This is a genomic window from Fibrobacter sp. UWB12 (genome assembly GCF_900142485.1).
GTDB lineage: Bacteria > Fibrobacterota > Fibrobacteria > Fibrobacterales > Fibrobacteraceae > Fibrobacter.
Window position 1 is genome coordinate 331,845 of the sequence record NZ_FRAZ01000003.1, and the last position, 12,728, is coordinate 344,572.

6 protein-coding genes are annotated in these 12,728 nt (G+C 48.6%); 3 read left to right on the forward strand and 3 right to left on the reverse strand.

Translation table 11 applies throughout. The features are described from left to right. The first annotated feature begins 82 nt into the window (after positions 1-82). From sprA to BUA34_RS06210, 3 genes are all read left to right on the forward strand, one after another. Complete coding sequence (gene sprA / locus BUA34_RS06200) at positions 83-7,258, forward strand: T9SS outer membrane translocon Sov/SprA (protein WP_254794352.1); 7,176 nt, start codon at positions 83-85, stop codon at positions 7,256-7,258. Between the two features lie 13 nt (positions 7,259-7,271). After that, a complete protein-coding gene (gene mnmA, locus BUA34_RS06205) occupies positions 7,272-8,339 on the forward strand; it encodes a tRNA 2-thiouridine(34) synthase MnmA (RefSeq protein WP_072827863.1) in 1,068 nt (355 codons plus the stop codon). A 75-nt stretch (positions 8,340-8,414) separates the two neighbouring features. Then, the gene (locus BUA34_RS06210; RefSeq protein ID WP_254794353.1) at positions 8,415-8,828 is read left to right on the forward strand and encodes a hypothetical protein; all 414 of its coding nucleotides are present in this window, start codon (positions 8,415-8,417) and stop codon (positions 8,826-8,828) included. On the opposite strand, the gene BUA34_RS06215 is transcribed toward BUA34_RS06210, so the two are convergent. From BUA34_RS06215 to BUA34_RS06225, 3 genes are read right to left on the reverse strand one after another with little or no spacing between them, the layout of a single operon-like run. Beyond that, positions 8,829-9,596, reverse strand: a complete 768-nt coding sequence (locus BUA34_RS06215) for a tetratricopeptide repeat protein (RefSeq protein WP_072827865.1) — start codon at positions 9,594-9,596, stop codon at positions 8,829-8,831. A gap of 54 nt (positions 9,597-9,650) precedes the next feature. Next, positions 9,651-11,468 carry a BatD family protein gene (locus tag BUA34_RS06220; RefSeq protein ID WP_072827866.1) on the reverse strand — a complete coding sequence of 606 codons (1,818 nt, stop codon included), beginning with the start codon at positions 11,466-11,468 and terminating at the stop codon, positions 9,651-9,653. 53 nt (positions 11,469-11,521) lie between these two features. Then, positions 11,522-12,724 (reverse strand): BatD family protein, encoded by a 1,203-nt coding sequence (locus tag BUA34_RS06225; RefSeq protein ID WP_072827867.1) that lies wholly within the window; start codon positions 12,722-12,724, stop codon positions 11,522-11,524. Positions 12,725-12,728: the final 4 nt, after the last annotated feature.

Sequence of the window (12,728 nt, forward strand, 5' to 3'; positions counted from 1 at the left end):
TTTTTGTATTTTGTGACCGTTGCGTTTTAGAAAGTTTTTTAAATCCGCCCTTTGTGGCTTTGCTGCGTGCAGCTTTGTAGCTGTGGGTTCCGTCTGGTCTCAAGATGGAACGCTTAGCTCGTATGAATCCCTTTTTGACGATGAACTTTTCCAGGATGTGCCTGCTCCGAAGTCGACTGCTTCTGTAGCTTCGTCATCGAGTGTGGCGGCGCCTGTTTCTAGTGCTGTGTTGCCTGCTTCGAGTGCGGTTCAGCCTACGTCGTCTGAACCGTCTGTGGCGGTTTCGTCTGCTGCTCCGGTGTCATCGGCAGCTCCTGTGTCGTCAGCAGTCCAACCTGCGTCTTCGGCTGTGGTTCAGTCCTCGTCGTCTACGCCGGTCTCAAGTTCTGCAAAGCCGGCATCAAGCGTGGCTGAGTCCTCTTCTGCAATTGCTCCGGTTTCTTCTGCGACCGCTCAGTCATCGTCTGCAGTAAAGTCTTCGTCGAGCGCTGCAAAAGCACCTGTTGTCGCTCAAGCAGAAACATCGACGGACAATGCTTCCGAAGTCAGTTCGGATGATGCTTGGACTCCTACTGTAAAGTATTTGCCTGTGCCAAAGTCTACGTCTCCGCTTGATGGCTTGCTGCCGTTTGGTGGCGTGGGTGCACGCCCGGGACTCATGAATACGTCCAAGGGTCAAGTTTTCTCGCACGATATCGATGTTGCTACTCGTGAAATTGATGTGTCTGAAAAACGCGTAAATTCGCTTTCTCGCACGGACACGACGGTTCTTTGGACATCGCATTATCCGGAACTTGCTGATTACGTTTCGGACATGTACGATATTGGTCGCAAGCGTCTTTGGCTTAACGGTCTCGTTGGCCAGAACGATGGCTATGAGGCGCCTGAAACCGGTTCTGTTTTCGATATCACGATTCCGGTGAACATGCCTGCCTGGATGAAGGACTTTGGTTTCAACAAGCCGAAGCTCATGCTCAAGGGGTCCATGGATGTCCGCTTTAAGGGCTATGGCGAAAAGGATGATGCCGAGGGTAGCACCAAGACAAGTCTTTGGCCGTCTCCGTCTTTGGACTACAACCCGAGCTTCATGGTCGAAGGTAAGATTGGTCCGTATATCACTGTTGAAATCAAGAACGTCGATGAAGGTCTTGGTTCGCAGAACGAAGTCCGCGTCGTGTACGAAGAATCGTTCAAGGGCGAATTCGAAGATTACATCTTGCAGCGTGTCGAAGCGGGTACTACGAACTTGTCGCTTGCCGGTACGGAATTCACCGGTTATTCCGAAAATCACCAAGGTCTTTTCGGTATCAAGGCTGAATGGAAACTGGGCGACTGGAAACTTACGACGATTGCTTCTCAGGATGGAGGCCAGCAAGAAGAATATTCCATCAAGGCCAATGAATCGACGACGGAATTCCAGGTTACGGATAAGCAGTTTGTTGCATATCGCTATTACTTCTTGGACCACGACACGAGGAACGCTTATGTCGATGCTGCGATTAAGGGTAACACCATCAACAAGCCGCTGCCGGACTTGAAGTTGTACAAGAGAAGTTCGCTGAACGAAACGAACAATGTCTTTAAGGATATCAAGGTCGTTTATAAAACTCCGCAGGGAACGCCTATTACAAAGACGGTCAACCGCATGGAGGAAATCAAGGACTTTACTTACGATTTCAAAACGGGTATCGTAAAGATCAATGGCGTGAACCGCAATACGTTGATTGCTGCCAAGTGGGGTTCTACATTACGCGATAACGATGAAGCGGTCCTTATCCAGTGGGATGCTACGCTGAGTGAACTGACTGACATCGACAAATTGATGTTGCGTAACGTTTATTCGATCGGTATTACAGATGCTAGCGCCAACAGTTTTGTTTTACGCATGAAGAACAAGTCGGGTGTTTCTGGAACTTATTTGAAAACGCTTGGCCTTGCTGATGAAAAATCTGGAACTCCTTTGGTGAGTGAATCTAAAATCTTTACGAAGGATGCTTCGGGCAGTTACACGGGCGAAATGTGGTTGCCCTGCCGCATGTGGACGGATTCGATTTATACTGAATATGGTTCAAAGGCTCAGGAAGTTGCTAAGCGAAACTGCTTGGAACCGTTGCGTAACTTGGATACGACATCGACGATTGCTCAACTTTATACTTTGCCTGTCTATAACCTGAACCGTTATACGAGCCAGTTCTATTTTGAATCTGTGGGCAAGCGCCGTAATTCCATGCTCAGCGTGCGTGACCCGAATTCCAGCTATTCCGTGAACAGCGGAAGCTGTATGGATATTTCTCCGGGTTCTGAAAAGGTTACGGCTGGTTCTACAACGCTTATTCGCGGTACGGACTACGAAGTCAACTATGAACTGGGCCAGATTGAACTTTTGAGTGATCGCGCTCTTGACCCGAACAAAGAAATCAAGGTCAAGTTCGAATGTGAACCGATGTTCGAAGTCGATAATAAATTGCTCTTGGGCGCTCGTGCCGAATTGCCCCTTGACTTGTACGGCTTCGGTGCTGGTTCTGTCTTTGGTGTGACAGCCCTTTACAAGAGCCAGAGCACAACGGCCGAAGTTCCCACGCTCGGTAACGAACCGTATTCGAGCTTCCTCTGGGGCTTCAATATCCGCTTGCAGGATTCCGTAAAGGCTTTGACGGACTTGGTGAATGCTATTCCGGGTATCCAGACAACTGCGACTTCGAACTGGCGTGTCGAAGCTGAATTTGCCGGTAGCCGCCATAACGCAAACACGAGCAAGACACAGACCGCCCTTGTAGAAGACTTCGAATCGACCTCGACAGGTCTTGTGTATCCGCTATCTAGACAGTCTTGGACGCTGGCTTCGCCTCCGGGTGGTGATTCTGCACATTCCAGAACGTACATCGAAAGCTTGAACTACAAGCATCAGGGTGAATTTATTTGGCATAGCAACACAACGGAACTGTACAAGTACATTTATGATAACGTTGGCAATTCCGATGTGGATAACCAGCATTTGACCGTGCTCAAGATGACGCTTCGTCCGAATGATAACCTCATGGGTAATTCTTGGGGCGGTATTATGCGCGCCAATAGCTCGTATTACCAGGACTTGAGCGAAATGAAGTACCTTGAGGTTGTTGCCCGTGGTAATTCTGGTTCTATTTTCATTGACCTAGGTCTTGTCAGCGAAGACATCTCGATTAATGGTTATGCTCCTGATGGTAAGTACAACGGTGAAAATGATCTTGGTATGACAACCGCCAAGCATGACCGTGGTCTTGATGAAAAGACGGGGACTGATGAAACATGGATGTCTTGGGACTGCCGTGTTGAAGGGTGTAAAGGAACTGAACATGGTGTAATGTTTGGAAATGTAGATCCGTCGACAAGAGATATTGCTGGTGATGACTTCAAGGATTTGGATGATGAAAGTGATCCGCCTAAGAGCATTAACGGAACTGAAGGCAACTTGGGTGAACGTGCTTACGATACCGAAGATATCAACAGGAACGGTTCTTTTGATACAGACATTAGCTTTGTCCGTTACCGCATTGACCTTTCTAGCACAAATTCGACTGAATATGAAGTCTTGAAAAACGGCTGGCGCAGATGGCGCATTCCGCTGAACCAGTACGATACAATTGTTTCTCCGACGGGTAGCGGCTATAAGGAAATCCTTGCGGAATCCCAGTATACCCGTATGTGGTTGGGCCGCCTTGGTCCGGGTGTTTCCGAAGCAAAGGTGCAGGTGGTAAGCCTTGGCGTTCTGGGTAACGCATGGGAAGAAACGACGGTTGCTGACCTTTATCGCACATCGACCAATGAAAATTCGCAGATTGTCGAAGTGAATGGTGTCGAAAGCCGTGTTACGGAATCGCAAGCAACGCACGATACCACGTACATCAAGGTTTCGACCATCAACAACCGCGAAAATGCAAAGACATATTTCAAGTCTCCGAATACGGTGACGGAACGTGATGCCGATTCGAACGCTCCGCTCAAGGAAACGGCTCTTGTTTTGGAATACCACAATATGAGTCCGGGTCAGGAAGTGGGTGTTACTCGACTGTTCGAAACGGATACAAAGAATTTCTCGGCGTACAAGTCATTAAAGATGGAAATCCATTATGAAAATGGAGCTGAATCAAAAGCGGAGACTGCTCCGATTCGCTTTGCCTTGCAATTCGGTGAAGGCTCGATTGATGGCTCCAAGGATTACTACGAATGGAGCTTCCGCCCGAAGGATTTGGATTTGTCGGCTTGCACTCCGGACCGTGTGCAGGATTGCCATGAACAGAACTGGCTCGATAACGCCTTTGCCATGGACTTGTCCGATTTCTCGGACCTCAAGCGTGGCCGCCATCCGCCGTATCTTGAACCGGTCGTGAAAAAGCTTTCGGGTGATCGTGAAGAACAGCTCCGCTTGGTGGGTAACCCCTCTATTACGAAGGTCGATTGGATTCGCTTTGTGATTATCGCGGACTCTTCTGCTTCGCCGGCCGATCTTAAGGGTAAGTTCTGGATAAATGATTTGCGCCTTTCCGAAATGGATACGGAATGGGGCTATGCAGCACGTGTGAATGGCCAGGTGAACTTTGCTGACTTCATCTCGCTTTCGGGCGCTGTGCGTTATCAGGATGGTGACTTTGCAACGCTTTCGAATTCGGGACGTTCTCCGAAGCCGGATATTGCAACGGCTGCATCTCAGCTCGATGTATCTGCGGACATTTCTATTGCGCTCAACAAGTTCTTGAATGACTCGCTTGGATTCCACATCCCGATGTCATTTAGCTACCATAGCTCTACAAAACGCCCGTACATGAAGCCTACCGACGACATGATGCTTAAAAAGAGCAGTTTTGTGGACCTTACGGGTGATATGTTCCAAGGCGACCTTGCTGTTGAATCGGAAAGTGAAGAAAACAGGTTGAGGGATAACGCTGAATCGAAGGGCTATGAATCCTATGTGCAAGACTTGGGCTTTAGCGTGAGCTACCATAAGGATTACAAGGCCAGCGAAACAAAACTTGGCGAATTCTTGTCGCAGGCATTCTTGGAACGTCCGGCATTCAGCTATTCTTACCACCAGTCCGAAGGCCGTTCGACGACTTCTGCTGACTCCACTTATTCGTACCATACGTTGTTCGAGTACAAGTTGGGTACGTTTAGCATGTTCAAGTTCAAGCCGTTCGAAGGACTTGCCAAATACTCTTGGCTCAAGGACTTTGCAAAGACTGAATTTGAACCGTGGCCGCAAACGTTCGACGTGACGCTCTTTGATTTCAACTATGTGCGCTATGTGAACCAGACTCGAGATCCGGACTTTGTGGAACCGCAAGTGGACAAGGTTGTGACCTATACGGCAGAACTCAACCACAAGTTGAATTTGCGCTGGAACATTCTCTCGTTCCTTTCGACAAGCTACTCTATCAATATCCGTCGTGATATGTTTGGCGGTGGCGACCGTGAAGGCTTTACCAAGGAAAACTTCTTTACGACATCTGAAGGTGGTCTCTTTGCTAGTGGCTACATCTTTGACCATGACCATTCCGACAGAAAGGTCTACGTGTCTCGCGATAGTCTCGTGATTATTCCGGTAGATACGATTGCAAAGACTGACGCAAATGGTAAGAAGCTTACGATTGATATGCAGAATCCGGATTCGTACGACATCAAGTACGATACGACTGCCTTCTACAGGGTCGATAGCGTGGGCCATCGTGAGTACGGCCGTGCTTATGGTATTCTCCGCAACGAACGTTCCAGAAATCAGCAGTTCAGGATAAACTTTAATCCCAAGCTGATTCCATTCATTCCGTTCAACATGCAGTTCTCTTCTGACTTTAACCAGCAAAAGAGCATTCCGGATGATTTCAGCTTTACGGATCCTTCGAACATCGAAAAGAACTACTGGACGATTTCGCAGACGAACCGATTTGAATTTACGCCGTCTCTGAGAATTATTGAACTTGCTAACTTGTTCGGAAAAGACAATGCTGTCTCTGGATTCTTTAACAAGCTCAAGTGGCGTGAAGTCAAGTTTAACTGGAATGCAAGTACAAACACCGTTGGTGAAAACTTTACGCTTGCCCAATTGTACGAAGAACAGGGCGTGACTCCGTTCCAGTATTACCTCTATGGCTTGGGCCTTGGAGATGGTCGTGGCGGCCGTGGACTTTGGAATATCATGACGGGTAACATGGGACTTACAAGCCGTGATGATTTTACCGGCTTTGCGCAGTACAGGAACAAGAATGTGGATACGCTTGTGTATCAGGGTAGTTTCCGCAATTCTGTATCTCGTTCTTTGCAGATTTCTACAGGTCTTACGCTTCCGATTTGGGATATTTCGTTGACGACCGATTTCCAGTGGAAGGAAGACTTCTCGCAGTCTCGTGAATATCCGCTGTACATCGACACTACGACTACGTTCCCGAAGTTTGGTATCGGTATTTCTATTCCGAATATAGCCCAGAAGGTTTCGTTCTTGAATAGCTTCCGTAGCGTAAGCTTGAACAGCCGTTTTGACTATAACCGTACAATGACTAGTCGCCCGTTCCAGAGTGCCGAAGATTCTTGGGCTCGCGTTTGGAACTTTAACCCGCTTATCCGTGTGACGTTCTTGTTGCAAAACAACATGCGTATTGAAAACAACGTACGCATGAAGATTGAATCGACAAATCGTCGCCCGAAGGAAGAAGTGGTTTCGAGTCCGTGCTGGCCGAAGAACGATGACGAACTTTGCACTGATACCACTCGCTACTTCCTCGAAACACCGTGGATTCCGACATGGCTCTACAATGACTTTGGTATCAATATCGGTGATGATTTCTCGATTTCGTATCCGCTCAAGCTCGACAAGGGATTCCAGCTTTGGAAATGGTACTTTAAGCTCAAGAATAATATTGACTTGAAGCTTACCGCCGGTTACGATTACAAGAAGACTATCCGTAAGGAATACAAGCCGGTGGAAGGCTATGACATGAGAAACAAGGAAACTGGCGACGGAATCTTTGTGCAGTGGAAATATGATTCTGGAATTCCTGAATCGGATAGAACGATTTACAAGCCGAAGCTTGAACTGAGCTATCGTACGGTTCCGTCGAGAACTCATGAATGGTTCATTCGTCCGAGCGCATCGTACACGTTCAACAAGATGGCTTCGCTCAGTTCTTACATCGAGTATAGGCAAATTCACGAAAAACTGGATGACGAAACGGCTCACATCCGCCAGATTCTCCAGTTCGAACTTGCTTTGATGTTGCGTTTTGACTAGGAGCGCTTGCGCCATGTCTAAAATAAGAGTAGCGGTCGGCATGAGTGGTGGCGTGGATTCGTCCGTGGCCGCTCTTCTTTTGCAACAGCAGGGTTATGAAGTCGTGGGCGTGACGCTCCGCGTTTTGCCTGATGTCGATAGCGCCTTTGACGCCGAGAACGACCCGAGTGTAGTCCGTGCGAAGATGATTGCCGAAAAGCTAGGCATCGAACATTATGTGGCGAACTGCTCCGATGCTTTTACGGGTGAAGTCTTGAAGCGTTGCCATGCGGATTTTTCGCATGCGCGTACGCCGAATCCTTGCTGCTATTGCAATCGCTTTATCAAATTTGGCTGGATGATGGATTATGCCAAATCGCTCGGCGCCGAATTCTTGGCAACAGGGCATTACGTGCGCATCGAAGAAGTGAATGGCGTGCGTAGGCTTTTGCGTGGGCGAGACCCCGGCAAGGACCAGAGCTATTTTTTGTTCTGGGTTCCCGATGAACGCCGCAATCACGTGCTCACGCCGCTTGGAACGTACGTGAAAAGCGAAGTGCGCAAAATCGCCGAACAGAACGGCTTTGTGAATGCCAAGACGGGCGACAGCCAAGACATTTGCTTTGATATTTACGGTTCGCAATACACGGAGTTTTTGAAGGACCGCTTTGGCGAGATGACACGCCCGGGCCGCTTCGTGGATGAAAAGGGCAAGGTGTGGAATACGCACGATGGGTTCCATAAGTACACGGTTGGTCAGCGCAAAGGTCTGGGCGTGGCAATTGGCGTGCCTGCGTTTGTGAAGCATGTGGACCCGGAAACGGGTGATATCTTGGTGACAGGCGACAAGTCGTCGGTTTGCTTTGACCGCGTGGAAATGGTGAACTGCGAATGGCATGGCGGTGCGCGGGAGGTCGGGATGACGTTCCGCGCCGAAGGCATGGTGCGTTATCGCCAACGTGCAGTTGGTTGCGAAATTACAATTGTCGATACAAACAAAGCGGTCGCCGTTTTAGACGAACCGCTCTTTGCCGTGACACCGGGCCAATGTGCCGTCTTTTACGATGGCGACATGGTCCTCGGTGGCGGTCAAATTGTGTAATTTGCGTGTAAAATGAAACGGTATATAATTTTAATTCTGTCTTTACTTTTTGTCGGGTGCGCATCTCGTTACGAAATGAGGGTTTCCGTATCCGATGGCAAAGGGGATTATTCCATTTATTGCGATGGGGAACAGGTTTGTCCGACAAGTGATTATTGCCGCTTTAAATCTTCAACAAGTGATGACGCAATTTATTTGGAAGCTCGTAAAAATGAAATTGTTTACGGAAGCTTGTGGGTATATCGCGGCGAGTCCTCATATCATTTTAGCGCAGGCTTGTTGCGTTACTGGCCGTTCTTTTCGGATGGTAGAGGTCATGGTAGCGTTGCAGTGACTATGTTGTTTTTGGATATGGTTGCGCTTCCTGTAGCTGTCGTTACAGCTGTTGTTCCGACGAGGGAATCTGGAAAATTCCCTACAGAAGTCACCATTCCCATTATTCGAAATGATTCTACATGGGTTAGTCCCTGGGACAAACCCTTCAATTAATTACTTTACAATTCCGACTTCGCTGAGTTTGATGAAACCTCGGATTTTTTCGCCGAGGCGGATTTCTGCAAAGTTGCCTTGTTCGCCGATGACTTCGAAGCTTGTGCCTTCGGAGAGCGTGTTGAGCGTTTGAGATTTGTCGCTCGGGGCGCTTGTCACGTCGGCGCTAGAGGCGGTCACGACGCCCATGATGTCTGTTTCGAGCGTGTACATCTTGTAGAGAGCGCTTGCGCCAATGGTGCAGAGAATGACGCTCATGCCGAATACGACACCTGTACAGATGTTCTTGCCGCGGCTGCTGTTCACGAATCGGCGGGCGAGAATCACGAGTGCAATTGCCCAGAAGAGAACAAGCGAAATGTTCATCTGGCTCTTGAGCGAAAGCGCATGATGCAAATCCATGAGTCCTTCGAGAATCGGGTTCTCCTCTTCGTCGCCTTCCTTGTCGCGAGTTTTTGTCTGTGCGAAATTCAGGTTGTGCTGGATATCGTCATCGCTTGGATGCAAACGGAGGGCGGACTTGTAGTAGAAAATGGCGAAGCCGAGTTTGCCGCTGCGGTAGTAGGCGTTACCCAAGTTGTAATAGAGGTCTGCATTGACGATACCTTCATCGACACATGTGCGCCATTCGTCAATAGCGCGTTCAAAATCGTTTTCATTATACGCTTTGGTTCCGGCATCAATGCCGGCGCATTTTTCGGAGGCGCTTGCTGCTGAGGTAAGGAGGAGCGCCATGGCGATCGTCAAAATAATTCTATTCAGTTTCATAAAAGCGTCCATTGGAGATTCCCGCGCGGTGGCGGGAATGACATGTTAAAGTTTTTATAGCTTCAGCGCCTCGCAAAGTTTTTCGACATCTGCGAGCATTTGGGACTGTTCTTCGGTCGAAGCTGTGACCGGAGCAAAACGCACAAACGAGCATTTTTCAAGCCAGCTGTTGATGGCTTCAATCGTTTCATCCTTGACGCCACGCTTTGAAAGTTCCTGCTTCATTTGCGGGCGGGTCATGCCCTTGAATTCGACGTTTGTCAAGTTGCTGAGGTAATCGATAAGACCGTTTTCAAGTGCTGCAAAGAATGCCTTGCCGTTGCCATTCTTGAGGGCGGTGCGGGCGTTTGCGAACTTTTCCTTGAGGAGTTTGTTTGCCTTGCCCTTGCGGACGAGCGCCGTGTTACTGTTGCGCTTGCGCTTTCTTGTGATAGCGAAGTTTGCAATCAGGTAGAACGGAATTGCTGCGAGGAAAAGAATCCAGAATAATGCGCTCCTGTGCGGTGCGGCGGTTTCGGACTTGTCCGTAATCGGGTGGATAAAGCGGATGTCGCTGCCGAGGAATTCAATTTCTTGCTTTTGAACGACTGGGGTTGAAGAACCCGGTGTCGTTGCAACAGGAGCCTGGTAAGCTGGCTCTGCGGGGGCATCGCTCTTTTCGACTTCGATGGTCCATGGGCCAGCCGAAGCGGTTTCGTACTTCTTTTTAGCCGGGTTGAACCAGGAATATGTAATGGCCGGGATTTCGAAGGTGCCTTTCTTTTTGGGGTAGAGGAACACCTTGATATCCTTCGAGGTGATGACCTTGTTGCCCTTGACTTTCTTGTCGATGCTGTTTTCGGGAGGCACGGAGCGGAAATCGCTAAAGTCGGGGAGTTTAGGATCTGTAATCGTACCCGGAGTGCCGTCGCCCTTGATGCTGATCGCAAGCGTTAAGGCTTCGCCGACCTTGAGGTTTGTGCGGTCGAAGTTCGCGCTAAAGTTATAGTTACCGACCATTCCCGAAAAGTCTTCGGGCTTGCCTTCAGTCGGGAGCGGGAGAACGGTGATGGAAAGCGGGGCGGTTGTAGTTTCCGTTTCGATGGATTCCTGCTTGACGCTACGGCTTGAGAACGACATGGCGCCCATCTGCTTCTTTTCTTCGACGACTTTGGGCTCGCCAAGCTTGGTGTACTTGAATTTGAAAGATGGAATTTGGAGCGTGCCGCTCTTGGTCGGGCTTAACCATGCATATTTGGCGGAAGCCTTCATTTCGCGGCGGGCACCTTCGACCGGTTTGAAGTCCAGATTCGAGAGGTCGTTGCGGTGGACGATAAAATCGTTGCCGGTGCTCATGTCGGTGGCCTGGAGACCGCCCTGGAAATGCTCAAAAGTGTGGAGACTGAGGGTGACACTGAACTGTTCACCTTCGTAAATGGATTTTTTGCTCGGGGTAAGGCTTACGGCGAGAGCGTCGTCGTTGTAGGAACGTTGCACGGTGATTGGAATTTTGTTACTGATGGTGTTGGCTTCGCCGCCAATCATCCATGTGAGCGTTCCGAGTTCTTGCGTGCCTGTCTTTTTCGGGGCTTTAATTTTGAAAGAATAGACACGGGCCTTGTAAGCTCTTCCGCCACCGCCGAAGAACGAATTGAAAAGGTCTTCCATGCCCGGGCGCATTACCTGATCGGCACTGTCGAGCCCGAGGAATTTAAAGTTGTTGCGTGTCTCGAGGCGGAGTGCGCCTCTGTTTTGTGGCAGTTCTTGAATCGGAACGATGAACTGCAAATTGAATGTCTGACCCGCTTCGATGCGGTCGCTATCGACTTGAAGAGAAGGCTCTGCGCTTACAAATGCTGTTAAACCGAGACATAAAAGCAAAAATCGTTTCATGCCTCATAATTTACCAAATTTTAGCGGGCGAGATGGGGTCTATGGTCGGATTTTTATTCGACTTCGATGGTCCACGGGCCTGCGGATGCTGTTTCGTATTGTTTATTGCTTGGATTGAACCAGGAATATGTAATAGCGGGGATTTCGAAGACTTTCTTTTCCTTAGGATAAAGAATCACCTTGATATTTTTTGACGTGATTGTTTTAGAATTTTCGTTTTTCTTGACGATGCTTATTTCAGGAATTTCCCAGCGGAAACCGATCAAGTCGGGGAGTTTCGGGTTGGCGATGATTCCTGAAACGTCATCTCCGCTGATGTTTATGTTGAGCGTGAGTGCATCACCGATTTTCAAGTGTGTACGGTCAAAGTTTGCATCGAAACTGAACTCTCCGACCATTCCCGAAAAGTTTACGGGCTTGTTGTCGGCTGGGAGCGGAATAACCGTTATAGATTGCGGGGCGGCTGTGGCTACCTTTGAAATGGAATCAGTTTTGATTTCATAAGATACGGTATTTAGTGTTTTTGTCTTGACGACTTCATCTTTAGTGCTCTGTGTATAGTTGACCTTAATGGGCGGAATTTCGAGTTTTCCGCTCTTGGTCGGACTGAGCCAAGCGAATAACATGGACGCTTCGAGTTCGTTGTTGGTGTCTTCGACGGGCTTATAGTCTGTTTTTGGTTTTTCAATGAGAGTGATGTTAAAATTGCTGTTTGTGTCTATGACGGGTTGTTGCAAGGGCGTGTGGAAATGATCGTATAAATGGAATTTGAGCGTGATGCTGAAGGTTTCTCCTTCGTAAACGGTTGTTTTGCTCGGAACGAGACTTATATCGATAGCATCTTTACTGTAGGGTCGATGCACGTAAACCGAAATGTTGCTTTCGATAGCCGTTGTTTTTCCATCGGCATCCCAGTAGAGCGATCCGAGAACCTGCTTTCCTGTTTTTTCCGGAGCTTTGATATGGAATGAATAAATGCGTGTTCTTTGTGCTTGGGACCCACCGAAAAACATGGTAAAAGCGTCGTTTTTGTCTAGAGGCCTTAATTCGTCTGTACTGTCGATTTTAAGAAGTTTAAAGTTGTTGCGTGTTTCCAGTCGGAGTGCGCTTCTGTTTTTGGGAAGATCCTTGTGCGGGACGATGAGTTCGTAAATGAATGTTTCATCGGCTTGAATGACGTCATTGACGATGTTCGAATGGGGCTCTGCGTTTACAAATGCGGCGAGACTGAAAAATAAAAGGAAAAATCGTTTCATGTTG